At 69.8% G+C, this 22,572-nt stretch carries 17 protein-coding genes, 2 rRNA genes and 2 pseudogenes; 4 read left to right on the forward strand and 17 right to left on the reverse strand.

The window, feature by feature from the left end; translation table 11 throughout:
- A 23S ribosomal RNA gene (locus BT364_RS37175) occupies positions 1-88 on the forward strand; the annotation flags it as partial.
- A 76-nt stretch (positions 89-164) separates the two neighbouring features.
- Positions 165-281, forward strand: a 5S ribosomal RNA gene (gene rrf, locus BT364_RS37180).
- Positions 282-370: 89 nt separating this feature from the next.
- Here the strand turns inward: rrf and BT364_RS37185 are convergent.
- The 3 genes and pseudogenes from BT364_RS37185 to BT364_RS37195 all read right to left on the reverse strand — a co-directional run.
- Positions 371-1,036 carry a response regulator gene (locus BT364_RS37185; RefSeq protein ID WP_072489568.1) on the reverse strand — a complete coding sequence of 222 codons (666 nt, stop codon included), beginning with the start codon at positions 1,034-1,036 and terminating at the stop codon, positions 371-373.
- On the reverse strand, positions 1,033-2,325 hold the full coding sequence (locus tag BT364_RS37190; protein WP_256260400.1) for a sensor histidine kinase: 1,293 nt from the start codon (positions 2,323-2,325) through the stop codon (positions 1,033-1,035). Before BT364_RS37190 ends, BT364_RS37185 begins: the two co-directional genes overlap by 4 nt.
- Positions 2,326-2,356: 31 nt before the next feature.
- A pseudogene (locus BT364_RS37195) lies at positions 2,357-2,725 on the reverse strand (ABC transporter permease); the annotation flags it as partial.
- A 238-nt stretch (positions 2,726-2,963) separates the two neighbouring features.
- On the opposite strand from BT364_RS37195, the gene BT364_RS37200 reads away from it, so the two are divergent.
- Positions 2,964-3,530 (forward strand): GNAT family N-acetyltransferase, encoded by a 567-nt coding sequence (locus BT364_RS37200; protein ID WP_072489569.1) that lies wholly within the window; start codon positions 2,964-2,966, stop codon positions 3,528-3,530.
- On the opposite strand, the gene BT364_RS37205 is transcribed toward BT364_RS37200, so the two are convergent.
- From BT364_RS37205 to BT364_RS37245, 9 genes are all read right to left on the reverse strand, one after another.
- Positions 3,522-5,054 (reverse strand): type IV secretory system conjugative DNA transfer family protein, encoded by a 1,533-nt coding sequence (locus tag BT364_RS37205; protein WP_072489570.1) that lies wholly within the window; start codon positions 5,052-5,054, stop codon positions 3,522-3,524. The genes BT364_RS37200 and BT364_RS37205 overlap by 9 nt on opposite strands.
- Before the next feature lies 1 nt (position 5,055).
- A complete protein-coding gene (locus tag BT364_RS37210) occupies positions 5,056-6,477 on the reverse strand; it encodes an ATP-binding protein (RefSeq protein ID WP_072489571.1) in 1,422 nt (473 codons plus the stop codon).
- Positions 6,478-6,576: 99 nt separating this feature from the next.
- Complete coding sequence (locus BT364_RS37215) at positions 6,577-8,127, reverse strand: SCO6880 family protein (RefSeq protein ID WP_072489572.1); 1,551 nt, start codon at positions 8,125-8,127, stop codon at positions 6,577-6,579.
- Positions 8,124-9,488: a hypothetical protein gene (locus BT364_RS37220; protein WP_072489573.1), complete on the reverse strand. Its 1,365-nt coding sequence runs from the start codon at positions 9,486-9,488 to the stop codon at positions 8,124-8,126. Before BT364_RS37220 ends, BT364_RS37215 begins: the two co-directional genes overlap by 4 nt.
- A complete protein-coding gene (locus BT364_RS37225; protein ID WP_072489574.1) occupies positions 9,478-10,356 on the reverse strand; it encodes a hypothetical protein in 879 nt (292 codons plus the stop codon). The genes BT364_RS37220 and BT364_RS37225 overlap by 11 nt, the downstream gene beginning before the upstream one ends.
- Before the next feature lie 179 nt (positions 10,357-10,535).
- Positions 10,536-10,844 carry a hypothetical protein gene (locus BT364_RS37230; RefSeq protein ID WP_072489575.1) on the reverse strand — a complete coding sequence of 103 codons (309 nt, stop codon included), beginning with the start codon at positions 10,842-10,844 and terminating at the stop codon, positions 10,536-10,538.
- Positions 10,845-11,147: 303 nt separating this feature from the next.
- Positions 11,148-11,774, reverse strand: a complete 627-nt coding sequence (locus BT364_RS37235) for a ribonuclease FAU-1 family protein (RefSeq protein WP_177328384.1) — start codon at positions 11,772-11,774, stop codon at positions 11,148-11,150.
- A gap of 122 nt (positions 11,775-11,896) precedes the next feature.
- The gene (locus BT364_RS37240; protein ID WP_072489576.1) at positions 11,897-12,331 is read right to left on the reverse strand and encodes a DUF6892 domain-containing protein; all 435 of its coding nucleotides are present in this window, start codon (positions 12,329-12,331) and stop codon (positions 11,897-11,899) included.
- 45 nt (positions 12,332-12,376) lie between these two features.
- Positions 12,377-13,360, reverse strand: coding sequence for a hypothetical protein (locus BT364_RS37245; RefSeq protein ID WP_072489577.1), 984 nt, complete (start codon positions 13,358-13,360; stop codon positions 12,377-12,379).
- 46 nt (positions 13,361-13,406) lie between these two features.
- Between BT364_RS37245 and BT364_RS42120 the strand changes: the two genes are divergently transcribed.
- Complete coding sequence (locus BT364_RS42120) at positions 13,407-16,502, forward strand: hypothetical protein (protein ID WP_072489578.1); 3,096 nt, start codon at positions 13,407-13,409, stop codon at positions 16,500-16,502.
- A 556-nt stretch (positions 16,503-17,058) separates the two neighbouring features.
- On the opposite strand, the gene BT364_RS42125 is transcribed toward BT364_RS42120, so the two are convergent.
- From BT364_RS42125 to BT364_RS42130, 5 genes and pseudogenes are all read right to left on the reverse strand, one after another.
- Positions 17,059-17,199 carry a hypothetical protein gene (locus BT364_RS42125; protein ID WP_177328385.1) on the reverse strand — a complete coding sequence of 47 codons (141 nt, stop codon included), beginning with the start codon at positions 17,197-17,199 and terminating at the stop codon, positions 17,059-17,061.
- A 7-nt stretch (positions 17,200-17,206) separates the two neighbouring features.
- Positions 17,207-18,058: an immunity 49 family protein gene (locus BT364_RS37255; protein ID WP_079179839.1), complete on the reverse strand. Its 852-nt coding sequence runs from the start codon at positions 18,056-18,058 to the stop codon at positions 17,207-17,209.
- Positions 18,059-18,772: 714 nt separating this feature from the next.
- Positions 18,773-19,627, reverse strand: a complete 855-nt coding sequence (locus tag BT364_RS37260) for an immunity 49 family protein (RefSeq protein WP_072489579.1) — start codon at positions 19,625-19,627, stop codon at positions 18,773-18,775.
- A gap of 106 nt (positions 19,628-19,733) precedes the next feature.
- Positions 19,734-21,551, reverse strand: coding sequence for an Imm49 family immunity protein (locus BT364_RS43775; protein WP_256260401.1), 1,818 nt, complete (start codon positions 21,549-21,551; stop codon positions 19,734-19,736).
- Positions 21,482-22,572, reverse strand: a pseudogene (locus tag BT364_RS42130) (hypothetical protein); the annotation flags it as partial. The gene BT364_RS43775 and the pseudogene BT364_RS42130, both read right to left, overlap by 70 nt.

Here is a 22,572-nt window from a genome sequence, read left to right on the forward strand (position 1 = left end):
CCAGTAGACGACTGGGTTGATAGGCCAGATGTGGAAGCCCGGTAACGGGTGGAGCTGACTGGTACTAATAGGCCGAGGGCTTGTCCTCAGTTGCTCGCGTCCACTGTGTTAGTTCTGAAATAACGAACGGCCGTGTTGTTCCGGTGTTGTTTATTTCATAGTGTTTCGGTGGTCATTGCGTTAGGGAAACGCCCGGTTACATTCCGAACCCGGAAGCTAAGCCTTTCAGCGCCGATGGTACTGCAGGGGGGACCCTGTGGGAGAGTAGGACGCCGCCGAACTCCTTTTACGGGAAAGCCCCGTGCCCTTGTGGCACGGGGCTTTTCTGCGTTTACGGACATTTACCGACGGTCGCCGGCTTGTTGTGTTCTCAGGCGGGGGTGACCAGGTGGGTGTCGTAGGCCAGGATGACCGCCTGGACACGGTCACGGGATCCGGTCTTCGCGAGGATGCGCGTGACATGCGTCTTCACCGTTGATTCGGCGAGGTGGAGCCGTTCGGCGATCTCCGTGTTGGACCAGCCTTGACCTATGACAGTGAGGATTTCCCGCTCCCTCTCGGTGAGGGACGCGATGCGTGCGTCCCGGGTGGCGGGGCCGCCGGGAACGGTCGGGAGATGCTGGACGTACGCGTCCAGCAGGCGGCGGGTGAGGCTCGGGGCCACCACCGCGTCGCCGCCGGCCACGGCCCGGATGCCGGAGAGGAGCTCCTCCGGCAGCGCGTCCTTGATGAGGAAGCCGCTGGCGCCGGCGCGGAGGCCGTCGTACGCGTACCGGTCGAGGTCGAAGGTCGTGACGATGAGGACGCGAGTGCGGGCACCGGCCTTGACGATGCGGCGGGTGGCTTCGATGCCGTCCAGGAGCGGCATGCGGATGTCCATCAGTGCGACGTCCGGGCGATGCCGCTGAACGAGGCTCAGGGCTTCGAGGCCGTTGCCGGCCTCGCCCACGACGGTCATGTCGTCCTGGCTCTCCAACAGCATGCGGAAGCCGAAGCGTTGCATCGGCTGGTCGTCCGCGATGAGCACGGTCGTCACGAGGGTGTGTCCTCCAGAGAAAGTCGGAGTCGTACCTGCCAGCCGCTCACGGAAGCGGATTCCGGCAGCGGGCCCGCGTCGAGTGTGCCGTCGTACAGGGACGCCCGCTCACGCATTCCGGTGATCCCCTGTCCGCCGCCGCCCTCGGTACCGCGACGGCCGATGGTGCCCGTGCCCGTGATCAGGGCTTCCAGTTCCGTCGGCCGGTAGGTCAGGGTGACCTCCGCAGTCGGCGACGGGTCCGTGCCGCCGTGCTTCAGGGTATTCGTCAGGGCCTCCTGCACCACCCGATAGACCGTCAACTGCCGTCCCGCGGTGGGCGGGGCGGACGGGGGCGTTCCGTGGATGCGCAGGCGCACGGGGAGGCCCGCCGTCCGTACGCCGGTGAGGAGTTCGTCCATGTCGTCCAGGGTCGGCTGCGGGGTGCGGTCCGCCTCGGCGGGGTGGTCGCGCAGGACGCCGAGCAGGCGGCGGAGTTCGGTGAGGGCCTGGCGGCTCGTCGTGCCGATGGCCTCCAGGGCCTGGGCGGCCCGTTCCGGGCTCTTGGCCGCCGCGTAGGCGCCGCCGTCCGCGAGGCCCGTGATGACGGACAGGTTGTGGCCGATGATGTCGTGCATCTCCCTGGCGATGCGGGTCCGTTCGGCGGCGGCCGCGAGCCGGGCCTGCTGGTCGCGTTCCAGCTCCAGCCGACGGGCCCGGTCGACGAGGGCTTCCGTGTACTCCTTGCGCGTACGGACCACGATCCCGAGCATCGCCGAGAGCGCGAACGCCCAGAGGTGGGGAACGATCAGCGGGTCCCAGCTGTGCGGGCGGTGCACCGCGCCGGCCACCAGCGGGGCGGCCACCAGGGCGCCCGCCCACGCCAGGGCCCGTCCGGGCAGCCGCAGGGCGACGTTGAAGACGACGATCTCCTGCAGGAAGGCGGCCTGGATGACGGCGCCGGACCAGGCGTTCACCAGCGAGACCGGTGCCATGAACGCCAGCACGGCCAGGGGATGCGTACGCCGCCACAGCAGCGGGGCGGAGAAGGCCACGCTCATCAGCAGGACCGGTGTCCCGGACACGTTCGGGTTGAGGGCCACGGTGCGCCAGCCGCCCGAAGTGACGTCGAGTACGGCGAAGAGCACCCAGGAGACGGTCAGCAGCTCGTTCCAGACCATCGGCCGGCCTAGGTCGAAGGCGCGGACGCGCTGGAGCAGGCGCTGGAGGTGCCCGGTGATCCGGGTGATGCCGGGAGTGGTGCCCGGGGCCTTTGCTGCCGGAGTCCGGTTGATGTCGTCGTCCGTCACGCGTCCATCCTCGTTGTTGGCCGCCGCCGGGTCATGCGTCGCGTCGGCGCAGCAGCATGGCGGCCGCGCCCAGGCTCGTTGCGGCCCACAGCAACAGTGCGAGCAGGGCGCCGCCCGTGGAGGCATCGCCTTCGAGCGGGGTGGCGGAACCGAGGACGCCGGCCGCCTGGGTCGGGAAGTACTTGATGGCGCTCTCCACCACGTCGTACGGGAGCATGGAGAGGACCTCCGGCAGGATCAGCACGCCGCCGATGTAGGCGCCGATGGCTCCCGGCACGGAGCGGAGCAGGGCGCCGAGGCCGAGTGCGATCAGGCTCAGCAGGGTGATGCCGGCGGAGTTGCCGACGATCGCGCCGAAGACGCCCGGGTCGCCGAGCGAGGCCGCCTGGTCGGTGTCGTGGAATCCGGTGACGGTGCCGGGCCGGACCGTGAAGTCGAGATCCTGGACGACGGTGTTGTCCCCGTATTTCTTGGTGAGTTCGTATGCCCTGATCATGCGGTCGACGCTACGGAGCGGCACCGCGGCAGGCGTCGGACCTGGGGCGGGACGTGGTGGTGCGCGTAGTACCGGGGTACGACGTCACGCGGTGCGGGAAATGGTGTTTGCGCAGGTCGGGCGGTAGGGGGAGGATCGGTGGATGGAACATGTGATTCGAGCCGTGCGCGCCGACGAGTGGCCCCTGGTCAAGGAGTTGCGGCTGGCCGCGCTGCGGGATCCGGTCGCGCCCGTGGCCTTTCTGGAGACGTACGAGCAGGGCGTGGCCCACTCCGACGCGTTCTGGCGGGACCGGGCGCTCGGCGCGTCCGAGGCCGGGAGCGGTGACGTGCGGCAGTTCGTCGCCGTCGCGCCGGACGGGCGGTGGGACGGTGGTGTCACGGTGCTGATCGAGCGGCCGGACGCGGAGGTTCGGTTCGGGGAGGCCGTCAGCGTCCACCAGGCGCATGTGGTCGGTGTGTACGTCCGGCCCGAGGCGCGGGGCGCGGGTCTGGCCGAGGAGCTGTTCCGGGCGGGGACGGAGTGGGCCTGGTCGCTGGCGGAGCCGCGGATCGAGCGGGTGCGGCTGTATGCGCACGAGGGCAACGCGCGGGCGGCGGCGTTCTACCGGCGGATCGGGTTCGTGGCGACCGGGGGCTCGGTGCCCGTGCCGGGCGACCCGTCCGCGCAGGAGATCGAGTACGCGGTGGAGCGCGTTTCGTCAGGGTGAGGCGGTGAGTTCCTGGGACCAGCGGGCGCGGGCCTGCTCCTGGGAGCGGAGGAGTGCCAGGGCCGGTAGCCCCATGTCCTGGCCGGTCGCCAGCAGTTCCGGGAGCCGGGGGAGGGGTGCCACCGCGGCGATGTCGTCGAGCACCAGCGTCATTGGTGGGTCGAGCCGACCGTCGGATGACCGTGCGGCCATGCGGCGGCCGTGCTCGACCACGTGTGAGGCGAGTGCCGTGAGCAGGGGCATTGCTCCTGGCCCTGAGCGGGGGTCCTCGATCGGTTCACCCACCACATAGAGGGTGCCCCCTTCGGCCGCGAAAGATTCCAGCGCGAGCGAATCGGCCCGGTTCGGTGTGCAGGCCTCGCGGATGTGGACCGAGGACAGCGCGCCGAAGGCCCGTACCGTCAACTCCTGTGCCATCTCGCGGCGCTCGGGATGGGCGGTCAGCGCCGACTCCAGCAGGCCGGCGAGTCCGGAGGCCGCCTTGGGGTGGGTACGGAGCAGGCGCACCGGTTCGTGGGCGCTGCCGCCGAGTGCCCAACGGTGGACCTGGCGGAAGGGGCGGCCGTCGATGGCGGCGGCGTGCAGCCAGCACTGCAGGAGCGTTTCCGCGGTGTCGGCGGTCGCCGCGTCGATACGGGCCTGTGGCCGGAGCGGGGCCAGGAGTGCGGTGGAGCGGGCCGCGGCCGTGTCGGGCTGTTCGCAGCCCGCGGTGGGGGACCAGTGCAGGCGGGCCGGGGTGTCGCAGAGGTGGCCCGGGTCGTAGACGAGAACCGGGCCGAGCTTGGCGCGGGCGTCCTTCGTCTCGCCCCAGACGGTGGGGTCGGAGGTGACGACGAGCGAGGGGCCGTCGGCTTCGAGGATGGCCTGGACGACGGTGGGGCGACGCGTCGCGGCCGGCCCGTAGACGACGAGGGGGGCGCGGGGGGAGGGGAGCGGGGGGAGGACGGGGGCGGGGGCTCTTGCTCCGGTTCCGGTTCCGGAATCGGCTTCAGTGGGGGCCGTGGGGGCCGTGAGGGCGGTGGTCTCGGCCGGTGCGTGTTCCATGGGGGCGGCCGCGGGCTCGGTGGCGAGCGGCTGTGCCTGGCGGCGGGGTTCCTGCCGCTGCCGGGACCGTACGGGATCGCCCCCGTTGCCGTCCTCGTACTGCTGGTTCCGCTGCCGCGCCCGTACCTCCCGCCAGCGTGCCACCACGCCCAGCACGAACACCGTCAGCACCACCAGCACCATCAGTTCGCCGATGAACAGGCCCCAGAAGAGCCCGTACCCGGAGAGCTCGCCCGCCGGGGTGTTCGGCCAGGCGGCCGGGAGGTCGTGCGGTGCGGTGACGAGTCGGCGTATCGACAGGGGCGTCTCGGCGAGCGTGACCCCTTCCGGCCAGGCGCCGTGCGCGAACAGTCCGGCGAGTCCGGTGGCCGTCCACGCCAGCAGCGTCAGCCCGAGCAGGAAGGCCAACAGGCCGATCAGCAGGCCGTCAGGGATGCCGCCGCCGCTGCCGCCGTTACGTTCCTCAGCGCGCCCTGCCATGTCATGCCACCGTTGACTCGGACGACTCGTTCAGCCGTTGTTGGTGCTCGATCCGTGCGGCGCGCTGCTCCGCCTCCAGGTCCGCGGCGAGTACGTCCTCGGGGAGGAGCTCGGCGGCGGAGGAGGACTCGGTCATCGCGCGGTCGGTGAAGACCAGGGGGCGTTCCGCCTCGGTGATCAGGTGTTTGACCACCTGGACGTTGCCGTTGACGTCCCAGACCGCGATGCCCGGGGTGAGGGTCGGGATGATCTCGACCGCCCATCGGGGCAGGCCGAGCACGCGTCCCGTCGCTCTGGCCTCGTCGGCCTTCTGGGCGTAGATCGTGCGGGTCGATGCCATCTTGAGGATCGCGGCGGCCTCGCGGGCCGCCGCTCCGTCGACGACGTCGCTGAGGTGGTGGACGACGGCCACGAACGACAGGCCGAGCCGGCGCCCGAACTTCAGCAGACGCTGGAAGAGCTGTGCCACGAAGGGGGAGTTGATGATGTGCCAGGCCTCTTCCACCAGGAAGATGCGCTTCTTCCGGTCGGGCCTGATCCAGGTGTGTTCCAGCCAGACGCCGACGATCGCCATCAGGATCGGCATCGCGATCGAGTTCCGGTCGATGTGCGAGAGATCGAAGACGATCAGCGGGGCGTCGAGGTCGATGCCGAAGCTGGTCGGTCCGTCGAACATGCCGCGCAGGTCACCGTCGACCAGCCGGTCCAGGACGAGGGCGACGTCCAGGCCCCAGGCCCGTACGTCGTCTATGTCGACGTTCATCGCCTCGGCGGACTCGGGCTCCGGGTGACGGAGCTGGTCGACGATGTCGGTCAGGACCGGCTGCCGGTCGGTGATCGTCTCGTTGACGTAGGCGTGGGCGACCTTCAGCGCGAAGCCGGACCGCTCGTCCAGGCCGTGCCCCATCGCGACCTCGATGATCGTGCGGAGCAGGGCGAGCTGGCCGGTGGTGGTGATCGAGGGGTCGAGCGGGTTGAGCCGGATGCCGCCGTTGAGGGCGGCGGTCGGGTCGAGGCGGATCGGGGTGAGGCCGAGCTCCTGGGCGATGAGGTTCCACTCGCCGACGCCGTCCTCGCCCTGGGCGTCCAGGACGACGACCTGGCGGTCGCGGAAGCGGAGCTGGCGGAGCACGTACGTCTTCTCCAGCGCGGACTTGCCGTTGCCGGACTCGCCGAGCACCAGCCAGTGCGGGGCGGGCAGCTGCTGTCCGTACAGCTGGAAGGGGTCGTAGATGTAGCCCTTGCCGGAGTAGACCTCGCGGCCGATGATCACGCCGGAGTCGCCGAGGCCGGGGGCGGCGGTGGGCAGGTAGACGGCCTGGGCCTGTCCCGTGGACGTGCGGACGGGCAGCCTGGTCGTCTCCACCTTCCCGAAGAGGAAGGCGGTGAAGGCGTCCGACAGCGCGGACAGCGGATCTCGCATGGCGTGACCGACCTCCCTTTCGGTTCTCTCGGTTGTCTCGGGTGTCTCGTTTGTTGCAGCTGCTGGCGCTGGTGCTGGCGCTGGTGCTGTGCGGTGGGGCTAGCGGCGGATGCCGGTGGCGAACGGCAGGGTGTTCACGAAGGCGCGGTGGTGCTCGCGGTCGCACCACTCCAGCTTGAGATACGACTTGCCGGCCGAGGCCCGGATCGTCCGCTTGTCGCGGGCGAGAGCCTCCGGCGAGCGCGACGACACGGTGATGTACCCCACGAGATTCACGCCCGCCGCGCCGCTCGCGAGATCTTCACCGCGCTGGTCGAGCCGGCCGTGTGCGGCGATGTCGCGCGGGTCGACGGTGCGGTTCATCTTGGCCTGACGGCTGGCTTCCGCCTCGTCGTTCGTCTTCTCGGTGAGCATCCGCTCGATGGCGACCTCGGTGGGTTCGAGGTCCATGCAGACCGCGACCGTACGGATCACATCGGGGGTGTGGACGAGGAGCGGGGCCAGGAAGTTGACGCCGACGGGGGTCATCGGCCACTCCTTCACCCAGGCCGTGGAGTGGCACCAGGGGGCGCGGGTGACCGACTCGCGGGTCTTGGCCTGGAGGAACGTGGGCTCGACCGCGTCGAGTTCGGCCGGCCAGGCGTTGCGCCTGGTCATGGCCTGGATGTGGTCGATGGGGTGGTCGGGGTCGTACATCGAGTGCACGAGGGAGGCGAGCCGGCTCTGGCCGAGCGGCTGGCGGACCCGGATGTCGGCCTCGGCGAGGCGGGCGCAGATGTCGGTGAGCTCGCGTGCCATGACGACGGCGAGGCCCGCGTCCCGGTCGAGCCTGCGGCCGGCCTGGGGGCGGGCGGCACGGGCCATGGCGTTGGCCTCGGCGGCCAGTTCGCGGGTGTAGTGCATGCAGGCCACGAGGTAGGCGCGGTGCTGCTCGCTGGAGGTGGAGACCATGGACTGGAGCTGGTCGTACGACTCCTGGAGCCAGCCCGGGGACGTCTTGTCGCCGCGCTGGGCGACGTCCTTGGCGTGCGCGTCGGGGTCGGCGGGCAGGGTACGGGCCAGCATCTGAATGCGGGTCACGAAACCGTCGCCGTTGGCGACGTGCTTCAGCAGCGTGCCGAACCGGTCGACGAGGGCTTCCTGGTCCTCGCTGTCGCGCAGCCCGACGCCGGGGCCCTCGATCTCGATCGCGGCGGTGACGGTGCGGCGGTCGGCGTGCAGGAGCACGGCGATCTCGTCCGGACCGAAGGGGGCGGCGAGCCAGTTGATCCGGCCGATGCCGGGGGGCGGTCCGATCTCGACCTCGCGCCCGTCGACGCCGACGCCCGCCTCCATGGCGCCGGAGCGGTAGGCCGTACCGCGGCGCAGGGAGCGCTTGTAGCTGCGGTTGATCTCGAACCATTTGTAGAAGGTGCGGTGTTTGTACGGGAGGTACACGATCGCCAGGGCGAGCAGGGGGAAGCCCACGAGCAGCACGATCCGCGGGCCCAGGTAGGGGACGGCCAGCCCGCTCACCATGCCGAGGAACGCGCCGACGATGATCAGCGCGATCTCGCCGGTCTCGCGGTTCTTGCCGACGATCGCGTTCGGCCGGGCCCGGCCGATGAGATACGTACGGCGGGGCGCGATCGTGTGGGACTGAGTCGTCAACGCCCTCCACCTCCCGTGCTGTTGTTACCTGAACTGCCTGATCCGCCACCTCGGTGGGAGCGGCTGCCGTGGGGGGTGCCGGAGGTCGGCCCCGATCCGCTGCGCGGCGGAGGTGCGGCGGAGGGGACGGATCCGCCGCCGACTCCGCTCCCGCCGGTGTTGCGGGAGCTGTGCGCGGCGACTCCGCCGCTGACCGCGTTGGCGGGCCGGCCCCCGCCGCTGCCGCTGTCGCCGCTGTTCTGGCCGCTGCGACCGCTGTGGGTCTTGATGCCCTGGGAGACCAGAGCGGCGGGGGAGCTGATCATCGCGGCGGCCTGGGAGCCGTCGGTGGCCTGCTTGCGGTTGGTACGGGCACCCTGGATCTCGTCGCCGAAACCGGGGACGAACCGGTAGATCATCGCGGAGGCGAAGATCGCCAGCAGGATGATGGCGAGACCGGACACGACGGCGGAGATCGCGTTCGGCCCCTCGTTCTGGGAGAGCGCACCGGCCAGCCCGAGCACGACGGCGATGACCGGCTTCACCATGATCACCGCGATCATGATGCCCGCCCAGCGCCGGACGTGGCCCCACATGTTCTTGTCGACGAGCCCCGCGTAGACGACGGTGCCGAGCAGGGCGCCGACGTAGAGCAGGGCGGCCCGGATGACGAGCTCCAGCCAGAGGACGCCCGCGGCGAGGATCGACACGAGCGAGACGACGATCAGCATGATCGGTCCGCCGCCGATGTCGGAGCCCTTCTTGAGGGCTTCGGCGAACGATCCGAAGAAGACGTCGGTCTGCCCGCCCGAGGACGTGGCGATGACTTCGGTGACGCCGTCGGTCGCGGAGACGATCGTGTAGAGGATCAGCGGAGTGAACGCGGACGCGAGGACCGTCAGCCACAGGAACCCGATGGCTTCGGAGATCGCGGTGGTCAGCGGCACGCCACGGATCGCCCGCTTGGCCACGGCGAGCAGCCACAGGATGAGCGTCAGGACGGTGGAGGCGGCGAAGACGATCGCGTACTGCTGGAGGAACTTGGTGTTCGTGAAGTCGACGTTGGCGGTGCTCTTCACGGCCTCGCTGAGCTTGCCGACGATCCATGCGGCGGCGTCGGCGCAGCCGCGGGCGAGGGAGGTGAGGGGGTCCTGGGAGTTGTCGAGGGTGGAGGGCAGGTCCTTGGGAGCGCCGGATTCGCCTCTTTCGCAGTAGTCCTTGGCGGGGCCGCGGATGAGGTCGCACGCATTGTTGCTACCGCTGGGTGACGGGCTCGGAGAGGGCTCAGCGGATGCGCGGCTGCCCAGTAGTACGAGCGTGACCTGCAGACTGGCTGCTGCCGCCGCGAGCGAAAGGGCTCGACTGGATCGTTTACCGGGCATATGTGAACCCTCCGAACTGTTCCACGGCGTTGGCCATGTCCTCCGCAGAGGAAGCAGCCTGGTCACGGCCGACGGGGGTGGGGCCGTCCTTCTGCGAGAAGTCGGTGACATTCCAGTCTCCGTCGATCCACGCCAGTTCGAACGTGTTGGTGAACCAGCTCTCGGAGACCGGGTTCTTGGAACCTTCGCCAGCCAGCCCGAACAGAGCCGAGTACCAAACGGCGACGCTTGCGGAGTCGCCGTTGAACTTCACGACCTTGGTGCCGACCGGGTTGGAGCGCGAGATGAAGGTGAGCCCAGCCGGCGTGGTGCCATCAGCGTTCAGCCCAATGCTGGTCAGGAAATCCTGACCGGAGTACACCCTGTCCAGGTCGCCCTGGCGAGCGGCAGCGACCTCAGGGGCGTACACGGCGGTGATGACCGCGCGGCGACGGTCCCTGTCGAACATGTCGGTCGAGCCGAGTGCTACTGCGTAGTTCGCCGCCGCGCTCTGCGCCCCCTGCTCGTCATGGGCGAACCCCGACGGGATCGACCCGTTCTTCCCCGTCACCGGCTTCGTCCCCGTAGCCGCCGTGGACGACGATTCCGGCTTACTCCCCCCGCTCCCCGAGCCGTCGCCGTTGTTGCCGTTCCCGGCGCCCCCGCCCATGTTCGCGAACGCGATAGCCGCGATCAGGAGGACGACCACGCCGACCACCGTGACCAGGGAGCGGGATTTGCGGGCGGGCCGGCGGGGGGCGCCGTAGCCGTCGCCGCCCTCGCCGTCAGGAAGGCGGGTACGGGTCTGGCGCGTACCGCCGATGGTGCTGAATCCATCGTCGTTACGACCTGAGTCGTTGCCGTAGCCGTTCTCGTCGCCGAGGCTCATGCCGCGTACGCCCCCTCAACCGTTGCCTGAACCGGGTAGTACGACGGTAGCCGTGCGGGTTTCCGCGCAGACGCGGTGTGGTGACTCGACATCAGGGAGACGCAACCTCTGCCGGTGGGCACGACGGACGGATGGTGTGGGAGTGGGCGGGACTGCCCCTGGCGTGGAATGACAGCCGGTCAGACGGCCATTCCGTAGACGATGGTGAACACGGTTCCAAGGGATCCAATGATGAACACACCGGTCAAACCGGCAACGATCAGCCCCTTGCCCTGCTCCGCGCTGAACGTGTCGCGCAGTGCCGTCGCACCGATGCGCTGCTTCGCCGCACCCCAGACCGCGATGCCGAGGCAGAGCAGGATGGCGATGGCCATCACGACCTCGATCATTACGCGGGCCTCGTTGCCCAAGGTCCCGAACGGCCCCCAGTTCGGGGCGATTCCGCCGATGATGGTGGTGATGTCGCCCTTTTCAGCTGCCAGGATCATGTAAGTCACCGCCCCTGTTGGGTAGTTCATTGCCCGTGCCGGACGGCACGGGTCGCTCTCTATCTTCGCTGATGAAACTGCTCTCGCACGACGGCTTGACAGCTCTCTTTACCCGGATCTCGTACATTTGGCCGGTCCGGCCGCCCTGCCCCGTGGATCGAGATGGTGTGTGACCGAATATGTATGGTTACTCTGTGTATCACGGGGTGTGACCCCGGGCAATGATTGCCATCCCGCCACCCTGGCCGAGAATTTTGCGCATGCCCTGGTCAGCGCGTCGTGCCTGGTCGGGGCAGGCGGCGGTCAGAGCAGTGGATGGCGGGGAACGGGCGGCCGGGGCGGCGTTGTCCAGGTGGGCGGTGGCCGGAAATCGCACCAGGTGCCGTCGAAGGGAAACGTTCCGGCCTCGGCGAGCCGGACAACCGAGGCACCCTCGTCCCGGATCGCGGACGCCTCGTCGGCCGTCCAGTAGACGGGGTGGCCGGTTTTCTCGGCGAAGGACTCCTCGTCCTTCCACTTCCAGGTCCGGTCCGGCGCCACGTTGATGTCGAGTTCGTGGTCGGTGATGTCGATGTCGTCACCGCGATGGATCCGGCGCTCCAGATTTACGTACCAGCCACGGAACTTCCGTCCACGCCCGAAGAGCCAGAGGACCGAGTGGGCGGCGCCGGCCGGCTGGTAGAAGAGCGCGTTGCCCATCGGCCAGCGGTCGGCGACCACCGGGTAGCCGTCGGCGGGGCGGTCGTCCGGGGCGATGTCCCGCAGATGTCTCCCGCGCGGAAGCTTCGTGCGCCACATGGGTGTGCCGCTCTCCATCCACACCAGCTGGCCGGCGTCGGTGCGCTCGACGAGACGTACGGGCACCGACGCGCTCAGGTGGCCGCCGATGAAGAAGTTCCAGCGGAGGATCCTGCCCGGCTCGTCGTTCATGCCGTTGATCATGCCCGCGCCGCGCCGACCGAACACGTTGTCCGATCACTTGACCCGGAGTCACCACGGCTGGAGTCACCAGAGCTGGCGTCACCGAGGTCGGAGTAGAACGTTCTTGCGCCTCAGTCGGCGATGATGCCCCGGGCCTCGAGGATCTCGGCCTTGAACGGGACGCCCAGCCCGCAATCGCGGGTGCCCACGATCCGCCGCAGGTTCGGCAGCAGGTCGAGGTCGTCGAGCGACCCCACGTCGAACAGGTCGTCCTCGCCGTCCCAGACCGGGGAGCACTCGTAGTACACCTGGTGCCCGCCGTCGACGAGGAAGGTGTCCACCGTCGCGAGCAGTTCCTCGCTGATCTCCAGTGCCTCGAAGTAGGCGCGGGCCTCTTCGAGCACCGTGTAGGCGAGATCGTTGTCGAACGCGTAGAGCTGCGCGTCGTCGATTCCCTTGGCCCGCAGGCATTCGTCGATGCTGAAGGCCGGGGTGAGCGTCTTGTCCTCGTACATGAGCTTCTCGATGACCAGCAGCTTGAAGTTGAAGTCGCGGAAGGCAGGCATGGCGGGACCCTACACAAGCCCCCGGACAACGGGGGCGGTCGGTTGTCAGTGCCGCCTGCCAGACTCGTACACATGACCAGCAGCACCGGAACTCCCGTTCCGCTCCCGGCCAATCACCGCATCTCCGAGACGTACGTCGACTGGGCGCGCGCCCGGGTCCCCGGCGCCGAGGCCGATGCCCGTGATGTGCTGGAGCAGGCGGACCGCGGCCGGCACAGGGCCTGGGAGAAGCCCGGGCGGTTCGTGGACGATGCGGGGCGCCTGGCCCGGGGGTTGCCGGCCGCCCATCTGCCGTGGTTCTGGGACACCATCGGGCACTGGATGCTGGAGACGCACCGCCGTTCCGCCGCCCGCGCGTACGCGAACGCGCGCGCTGCGGAGCGGACCCACGGGCTGCCCGTCGACCCCGACTGGCAGTGGGCGAACCTTCAGCTGTTCGCCCGGTTCGGCGCGCTTCCCGCCACCGAACTCGGCGGCGCCCCGGCCTGGCTGGCCGAGGTGTTCGAACCGGGCGACGCACACCGCGAGTTCGTGCGGCTGCTGGCCGTCTGGGCGGCGTCGCCGGGCGAGCTCCCCGCCGATCTGGCCCGCCGGGTCCGGGATTCCGCGCGTGCGGCCGGTCTCGGCGCCGACGAGGAGGCGCGGGTGCTGGGCGAGGTGCTCGCCTCCGCCCGCGGCAAGGCCGTGCCGGACCGGCTGCTCGACGCGGCGCTCGGCCCGCTCGCCGCTCACCCGCCGGCCGACGACCGGGCCACCGCCCTGCTCGACCTGTTCCCCGAGTCGAAGAACGACGCGGCCGCCTGGCTGCGGCTGCTCCTCGGCTGCGGGGCCGCCGACGCCGCCGCGGCCGGCCGGATCACCCCCGAGGGCGGCCTCGGCGAGTGGCTGCGGCGGTACGCCACCCAGTACTCCCACCGCACGGTCGCCGGCGGCGGAGTGACCCGCCAGGCCATGCCCGCCGAGCTGTTCGACCTGGTGGCCCGGTTCGCGCCGCTGCTGAAGGAGGACGGCACCCCGGTCCGGCTCCACGAGGACCGCTACCGGTGGGCCGCATCTGGACGCCGACCTGCTCGACGTGTGCCTTGCCGAGGGGATCCCCGTCCACGATCCCGGCCCCACCATCTCCCTGGAGTTCTGGGACAAGGAAGCGCGGCGCGACCTCAGGGCGCTTGCCGCCGACCCCGTTTTCGGCTCCCGGCTCGAAGGCACGGTGCACGCCGGGCTCCGGCCCGGGGGAGGCTCCGCCATCAGCCGGCTCCCGCACAATCCGGGCATCGCGGCCGAGGTGCACGGCCGGATCGAGAAGCTCCTCGACGCGCTGCGCGGCGGCGGGCTCGCCGCCGCCGACGAGGCCGTCGAGGAGCTGCACGGCCTCCTCGACCGGCCCACCGCCATCGCCCTGGACGGCATCGAGGAGGCTCTCGAAGCGCTGGACCTCACCGGCCCGCTGGCCCGCGCCCTGCGTTCCGGCCTGCCCGAGGAGCTGGGCTGGACCGCACTGGAGGAGGCCCTCGCCGAATTCCGGCCGGACGAGACGGTCCACACCACCTGCACCTGGCCGGTGCTCACGGTGTACGGGGAGACCCGCGCGTTCGCCGTCGACCACGAAGGACGGCGCGGCGAGCACACCCTGGAGCTTCCGGAAGGCGCCGGCCATCCCACGGTGCACTGGGTCGGCGGCCAGTTCCTCGTCGCCTGGACGGGCTCGGGCGACGGGAACGGGGTCAGTACGGCGTACTGGTCCGGCAGCCCCGCCGACACGTTCGAGCCGGAGCAGTCCTACGGGCTGCGCCCCTACGGCGGCAGCATCCAGGGCGGCCTCGGCTACCAGTTCCAGACCCCGGACGGCGGCGGCCGGTTCGACGGCGAGAACGTCCTGCGCCCCGGAGACACCGCGGGCATCGGCCACCGCGACTACCAGATGTACGACGGCCGGGACTTCTGGAGCACCGAGGTGTTCAGCGAGGACAGGGGCAGCAGGGGATGGGCCCGCCTGGACCCCGCCACCGGTGTGCCCACCGCCGACCGCACCCTGCCCGACTTCCACCGCCCCGACTCGTTCCCGGACGGCACCAGGCCCTTCCCCGACCACCGCATCCTCGCCGAACTGCCGCCCGGCGCCCCGCCGTCCCCGCTCGGCCAGGACGGCCGCCTCACCGGCTGCCGGGTCAACTACCGCACCCCGTACGCGGGCCCCTCGCCCCGCGAGTTCGTGCTGGAGTCCGCCGACGGCCGTACGGCCTCCTACCGCACCACCGTCTGGGGCCGCCGCCCGTGGGGCATCCTCGCCCTCCCGGCCGGCGGCGAGGACGCCGTCGTGGTCGGCAGCACCACCGTCCGCTGCCATGCCGCTGAGGACAACTCACTGCTCTGGCAGGTCCGGGGCTTCCCCGGCAGCCGCCACCGCGGACCGGTGCGGGCCACCCTCGGCGAGCAGGCCGGTCCCGTACCGCCGCCCGCCTTCTGGCACTTCCTCACCCCGCGCGACGAGCCCTCCTCCCGCGCTCTGCGCGCGGTCACCGAAGAGGCCGTCCGCGAGCTGCTGCGCTCCGGCGCCGAGGACGGACTGCCCGGAGTGACCGATCCCCGGATCCGGCAGGGGGTCGCGCGCGCCGTCCGTCTCGCCGCCGATGTGCTGCGCCGCCGCGAGGAGCTGTCGCACCGGGTGGCCGTCATGCGCTCCGGTCCGGTCGTCGAGCTGCCCGACCCGGTGCCCGACACCCGGCTCGTCCCGGCCCTGCACGGCCTGCTGGCCCGGCTGAGGGGGTACGAGGAGCGGCCGTCGCAGCCGCAGCCGGCCCTGCTCACCGCGGTCGCCGCCGACGGCCGGTATCTGCGCGGTGAGATCGACGACGAGGTGCGGGTGCTGGCCCTGCCCGCGCCCCCGCCCGAGTGGGCGGTGCTGACCGGCCGGACCGATGTCGTGGCCTGGCGGGCCGTCGTCGCCGCCACCCCGGACGAGCACCGGCAGGCACTGACCGCGCTGCTCGACGTGTGGAGCCGCCAGCCGTTCGCGGAACGGGGCACCACCTGGCGCACCGGCCGCGCCCCCGAGCCCGGGATCGCCGAACTCCGCGCGTCCGGCGTCCCGGTGGCCTCAGGCCCGGTCCGCAGCGACCTCGTCCCCTTCCTCCAACGGGCCGCCGACCCGGCGCCCGCCGGCGCCGAGGAGTGCGAGACCCGCACCGTCACGGGCGACGACACCACCCGGATCCCGCGCCTGCTCGCCCTCCTCGCCGAACGCGGCCCGCTGCCGGTGCCCGAGGAGGCCGTGGACCTGTTCCGGTGGCGTACGGGGGTGCCGCGCGCGATCGCCGCCCTGGTACTCGACGGCTTCGCCGGCAGCGACGACTACGCGGTACACCTGAAGCTGTGCCGCGCCAAGCCGTACAAGGCCGACCGGGCCCTGGTGCACGAGTACGACGTCGCGCGGATGAACCTCCGCCCCAAGGGCCGGCGCGCCGTGCTCGCCGCCGCCGTCCCCGCCGACCCGGCGGAGCTCTGGGCCCCCGGTGGCATGACCGCTGCCGCGGACCGGATGGCCGCCGAATGGTCCGAACGGCTCGCGGTCACCCCGTACGCCGACGACGGCAGCCATGGAGCCGCGCTGGCCAAGGACCACGGCCTGCCCGAGACCTGGGCCACCGCCCTGCTCACCGGGCGCCTGGCGGAAGCGCCGCTGGACGCGGAGGGGATACGGTCCGCCGTCACCGCCCTCACCTGGGCGTTCAGCGAGCGACCGGTGGGCGACCCGGTCGCGGAGGGTGCCCGCCTGCTGCTCGGCCGGCTCACGGACATCCCGGCCGATCAGCTCACCGCCCTGCGCGCCTTGGCGGACCGCTCGGCAACCACCCCGGTCCCACCCGGCCAGTACGAGGCCAACCCGCTCTTCAGCGTCCCGGCCCTGGTGGACGAGGTGGCGGCGTCCCTGGGTGTCGGCCGCGACGCGGCGGCCCTCCACCTCCAGCTGCACGCCTTCGACCGCCCGGCCGACCGCACCGTACGCCGCTGGAACACCTGGACCCTCGACCACCACCGCGCCGTCCGCAAGGAACTCACCGCCGCGAAGGCCCCGCGCCCCGCGTCGACGCCTCCGGCCGCCGTCCCGCCGCCTGCGCACGAACGGTTCGCTTGCGCCTGGGCGGAGGCCGGCGCTTCTCCTCGGCGGTGAGGCCCGGCACCAGCCGGCGGGTTCGGCGATCCTAAGGACGCCGTAGGTGCCGTCCGACTCAATATGGACTGCGCGTGTGCGCCGGGCGAGCCGGTCCCCGGCGGTCTGACGGGCAGGCAGAGCGCACACCCGGGCGCCGTTCGTCAGTCGCCCGGATCCAGTTCCGCAGCATCTCCGCGCCCACTCCCGGATCGGTGGCGACAGATCCCCGGGATCTGGTGTCCGCGGTGTCCGAACTCCGGCGTCAGAGCCCGTCCTCGGGCGCGATGTCTCCTGATCGGTGAACGCGGCGGCGAAGACCGCCGAGTGCACTTGCATGGTCAGTAGCCAGGACTCCCAGGTCTCCAGCATCACCGCGTCCGGGGCCCCCGATGCAGCGGATGCGCGCCATGTCGAGGGATGTGGCCAGAGCCCCGCTCCTGGCGCGATGTGAGGTCCCGATGGTCTGCAGCGAATCGGCCAGGGACTTCTCCATGACGGGGACGATTGTCTCCATCGCAGCCGTCGGATAGCTCTGGCGGGACACACTCCTGACCACTGATCTCCCCTGCCAGATTCAGATCTTGGGGTATTCGAGGACCGCTCCAGCGTACGTACCCTTGCCCTCGACTGCGTCCTGGGCTGACGCGACGATCGGCGCCATGGCCTCGGCCGCGTTGTCCGTACGGAACGCGTGGCGGGGAACGACGGTGGTCATGTGTGCCTTACGTGGGGAATTCGCCGCACCAGTTGCGTCCCAGGAGGGTGGCGGGCAGGTACTCGGACTCGACTTCGATGGGGATGCCCGCGTCGTGGGCGAAGCAGGCCATGGCGAGCGGTGCGAGCGCGACGAGGCCCGGGACCAGACCGGCCCGGTCCTCGTGGGACCAGTACTCCTTGTGCCACTGGAGGGCGGCGGCGAGAGCGCGGTTGAAACCGGCGTGGTCGTTGCGGACGACCCGGTGGAACATCTCCATCGGTGGGTAGAGGATCTTGCTCACCATCTCCTGGTCGGCGCTGGTGTCCGAGTCCGCGCCGCCGATGGCGGCCACCAGCTTTGAGCCGAGGTCGTCGCTGCCGAGCCAGTAGGTCTGGAGGGCGTCGATCCAGGCGTAGTCGAACTCCTTGTAGCGTGCGCCGTTCTCCCGCAGCAGGGACAGGGGCACTCGGCACAGGGCGGTGATCCTGTCCCGTTCCCGGCACACCACGGCGAAGTAGAAGGCGGTGAGCCAGGTGCTCGGGGCCACGTACGGCTGCGGGCCGGTGGCCTGGAGGGTGCGGTCCTTGTGCGCGATGCGGCACTGGACGTGGCTCTCGGTTGTGGTCGCGGCAGCGAACGCGGCGGAGCCGAGCTGCATGGCGTTCACCCAGGCGTTCCAGGTGGGGAAGATCGATCCTCGCGGGTCCAGCAGGCAGTGCGCTTTGGCCAGCGTGATGCAGGTGCCGAAGGCCTCGCCCAGACCGGTGGAGTCCGCTTCCAGCCCGTCGATCCACCTGTCAGCGCTCTCCTGGAGAACGGCGATGCCCCCTTCCGCGTGCTCCGTGGGGAAGGGGTGGCGGGGAATGATCGAGACCAACGCGTTTCTCCTCAGAAGAGTTTGAAGTACTTGAGTACGGCCCCAGCATGACCGGTGTTCTCAGGGGCCTGGACGAGGACGTAGCTCGGATGTGGCTGTCCAAGTGCCAGGAGCCTTCTCGGTCAGCTTTGGCAGGAGTTGGCTGTCGACCAGCTCGTCGGCATTGTTGCGCTAGCCGGGACCCCACTTGTCGTAATGCTCCGTCTGCTAGTCCGGGTCCTCGTTGGCCAGCCGGGCTGCCCCGCCGGGGAGCGCAGTTGATCCAGGAGAATCTCGCAGAACTGCGTCATCCGCGTCTGGTCACGGCAAGATGACAGTCAGTCAAAAGGCTGTCAGGCAGTTCCCCGCATCAACTGTCGGCAGCGGGCCCCTGCCGGAAGAGTCCGCAGCTTGCGGTTGATGCTGCACTCGACGGAACACTCGCTCGCAGGGCCGCACCCAGCTGGATCGGGTTGACCGTGGCTTCCCACGTCCCCACTGTCGGCGCTCGTGGGTCAATGACGCAGCGAGCACGCAGAGTCGGGAGGCAGGAGTTGAACGCGAAATCGATCACGTCGACTGATTCTTCAAGAGTGCCGATTCGCCGGGCCATCCGCTCGCCGGGTTGCTCCACCATCCTCTCGGCATCAGGTCCGCCCGGTATGCCATGCCGGGCAATAATCACGGGCACGGACCGGCTGGTATCCACTGCCGTGGCCCTCCCGCCCGGTGGCATCACGTGTCGAACTCGCCCACCCAGGAACGGTCCAGGAGGCGGACGGGCAGGTACTCGGACTCGACCTCGATGGGGAAGCCTGCGTCGTACGCGAGGCATGCGACGGCCAGCGGCCCGAGGGCCAGGAACCCCGCGATGTCCCCCGAACGCTCCGGCGCACTCCAGTACGCCTTGTGGAGTTCCAGAGCCTCCACGAGCGCCTGGTTGAACCCGGCGTGGTCCTTGCGCAGGAACTGGTAGAAGAGGTTGATCGGTGGGTACAGCACGCACTGGAGCAGATCGCGCGGCGTGATCGTGGCGATGTCCGGATGGGACTGCTCGATGGCCGCCGTCAGTTTCTCCGGCAGCCCCGGTTGCTCGCGCCAGTAAGTCTGCAGGGCGTCCACCCAGTGGTAGACGTACTCGTCGCCCTCGGCGCCGGACGACTGCAGGAGATCGAGCGGAATCTGGCACATCGCGTCCATACGTGGCTGATCCCGGCAAACCGCGACGAACCAGAGCGTGGTCAGCCAGTTTCCGGCGTTTGCGTAGAACTGGGGACCCGTGGCCTTGATGGTGCGCATCTCGTGTGCGACGCGCGTCTCAACCAAGCCTTCGGTGACGGAGGCGGCGGCAAAGGCCGCCGTACCCACCTGCATGGCTGAGACGGTGGAATCCCACGTGGCAAAACGGTTGCCACGCGGATTGAAGGCCTGGTTCGCCTGCACCTGCAGGAGTGCCTCGCTCAGTGCCATGCCGACGATCGCAGGCGAGGCATTCAGATTCTGGATGCTCGTCTCGAACTCCTCGGCGAGGCGCTCGGTGACCTGCTGGTCGACCGTAGGAATGGCGTGCCGCTCCACAATCACCGTCACGGATTACTCCTGTTAGTAGCCTCGAAGAAGAAGTAAGCCCGCATTGATCAAGGCCCCTGCCTGGACTTTCGTCGCTGGTAGGGGCCTTGATGCTGCGCTGGGGAAGCTACGCGTCGAACTCGCCGCGCCAGGCGAAGTCCAGCAGGGCGGTCGGCAGGTAGCCGGACTCGACCTCGGTCGGAATGCCGTTGGCCTTCGCCAGGCACGCCACCGCCAGCGGGGCGATGGACACGACTCCTTCGATGTTCTGGACGCGGTCCTCGTCGGCCGTCCAGTACTCCTTGTGCCAGCACAGGGCATCGTTCAGGGCCTCGTTGAAGCCTGCTGCGTCGTTGCGCAAGTAGCGGTAGAACATCATGATCGGCGGGTACTCCAGCTTGCTCATGGTCTCGGCGTCGAGGACGTGAGTGACCTCAGGAGCACTCAGATCCACGGCTCGCACCAAGTGCTGGCTGACATCGTCATGCCTCAGCCAGAAGCTCCGGAGGGTCTCCACCCAGGCGTAGACGTACTCGTCCAGCACACCACCGCAGTCACGCAGCAACGACGCGGGCACCCGCGCCAGCATGTCGAGGCGGGCCGTCTCCCGGCAGATCAGCGCCAGGAAGAAAGCGTTGAGCCAGGTCCCCGCATTGAGGTAGATCTGCGGACCGGTGGTGGCGAGCTGGCGCTCCTCCTGCTGGATCTTGCAGGCCACGGTCTCCTGATCGGTGAACGTGGCGGCGAAGACCGCCGAGTGCACCTGCATGGTCAGCAGCCAGGACTCCCAGGTTTCCAGCATCACTGCGTCCGGGTCCCCGACACAGCGGACGCGCGCCACATTCAGGGACGTTGTCAGGGCCCCGCTCCTGGCACGATGTGAGGTCCCGATGGTCTGCAGCGAATTCGCCAGGGACTTCTCCATCACAGGGACGACTGCCCCCATCTCAGCCACCGGATAGCTCTGGCGGGACACGCTCGTAACCACTGATCTCCCTTGTCGGATTGAGATCTTGAAGTATTCGAGGACCGCTCCAGCGTACGTTCCCTTGCCCTCGACGGCCTTCACCATCGCATACTCCAGGTTTCCGCTTTCGAACGCCGGCCTCAGCTCGGCCGCCAGATCGGCGTTGGTCCAGGTTTTCCCTGCGCTGTCGGTCACCGAAAGCAGCGGGCGGGCTTCTCTCTCAGAGATGATGGTTTCCAGGTAGTGGCTGGTGCCCTGCTGCACCATAAACTTCTCGGCGGCGCCCTTGCCTCTGCGCCAGATGAGCCCCGAACTCGGTGCCTTCGCCTCGATGATCACGAGCTTGCCGTCCGGCCGCCGGTGCAGCTGGTCGAACATGTTGGCACCGTTGGGCGTCTTCGGCAGAGGCTGCTCCACCGCACCCTCGAACCGCTCAGGCACCACGTGCAGCCGCGCGGCGTCCTCGCCCAGACGCTCGGAGTAGCTGCTGTTGTTGGACGTCTGATCGTCGAAGTGATCGATGAACTGTTCCCGGGCGCGCTCCACTGCGGCCAACGTCTGCTCGGTAGGCGCGGCCTTGTGCGCACGCTCGGCGTTGGACAGGTCCACAGAGACCTTGCGATCCTTCGCGACATCGTCGAGGTGGTCGATCTGGTCGACCGGGGTGCTCCCGCGAGTCAGTGGGTCGCGGCCGTACCTGATCTCCGACGGGGCCGAGGGCAGGTCGTGCTTGGAGATCCAGGATCCGTCGCTGTCCTTTGCGAGGATGGGTAGTTCGACCCCGTCGATCTTGGTGTGGATGCTGTGGCGATGGCCGTCCGACCGATAGTAGAGGTCGAACCAGGACTTGTCCGGGTCATTCGCACGCCGGACGAATTCGTCCTGCTTGACCTTGATCTCTTCAGCGGTCAGCTGCCGATCGCCCGGGGGGTGCGCCGGGTGCGCCGCATCATCCGCGCCGTGCGCCGCGTCGTCCAAGTGCCCGGGTTCTCCGGGAGGTGGGTGCCACCGCCCGCGGACGGGGGTTCGTGGTGGCCACCGCCGCCGGGCCCCTCCGTGTGGCCGCCTGTGCTGGAAGGGCCGTCACCGTGGCTGGTACCCGAGGGGCCGTCGGCGTGGCCGCCGCCTCGGGGGGTGCTGTCCAGATTGTTCGTGGGCATCTGGTCGCCCGCGTGGCCGCCGGGGGTGTGGTCCGGGGTGTGGTCGCCCCTGTGGAGTGGGTCGGAGATGTCGCTGCCCAGACGGATCGCGTCGTCGCCGTCGCGGCCGCCGACGCCTACCAGCTCGCGCTCCGGGACCCCGGCCGTGGCCGGGGAGTCCACCTTCGGGGCGTCGACGCGCGGGATGTCCGCGCCCGCGTCCGGCTTGCCCGTCGGGGCGTCCTTCGCGTGCTGGGTGATGTCGCCCGCGGCGTCGTAGATGTTGCCCTTGGGGTCCATGAACTGCGACGGGCCGTCCACCGGCAGCTTCACCGTGCCCGGCGGAAAGGTGGTGGTGCCTTCGGGGAGCTTGATGTTGCCGTCGGGGAGCTTGATCGCCCCGTCCGGGACCGCCGAGCCTGACGGGAGGTGGATCGCCCCGTCGGGGAGGTGGACGGCACCCTCGGGGAGAGCGATCGCACCGTCCACGTTGATGGTTGGAGCCTCGAACTTGCCCAGGCCCTTGAGGCCGGCCATGACGTCGCTGATCTTCGACAGTCCGGCGCCTGCGCCCTTGAAGACGTAGGTCATGGGGTCCACGGCGCGGGCGGTCTTGCTGGTGAGGGAGAGGGCCTTGGCGGCCAGGCCGGCTTTGCCCGCGCCTGCTGCTGCGCCGCCGGTGCCGCCGGTGAAGACGGTGGTCAGGACGTTGAAGGTGACCGCTCCGGCGGCGCGGGAGGGGTTGCTGCCCCACTGGTCCCAGGCGATCAGGGCCTTGCCGGTCTCCTTCACCGCGGTCTGCGAGTCACGTATCCAGGCCGAGTGGTCGCCGGGCAGGACGTGCAGGACGAGCAGCGCGG

Origin of the sequence: Streptomyces atratus (assembly GCF_900119365.1) — a bacterium.
In the GTDB taxonomy this organism is placed as follows: domain Bacteria; phylum Actinomycetota; class Actinomycetes; order Streptomycetales; family Streptomycetaceae; genus Streptomyces; species Streptomyces atratus_B.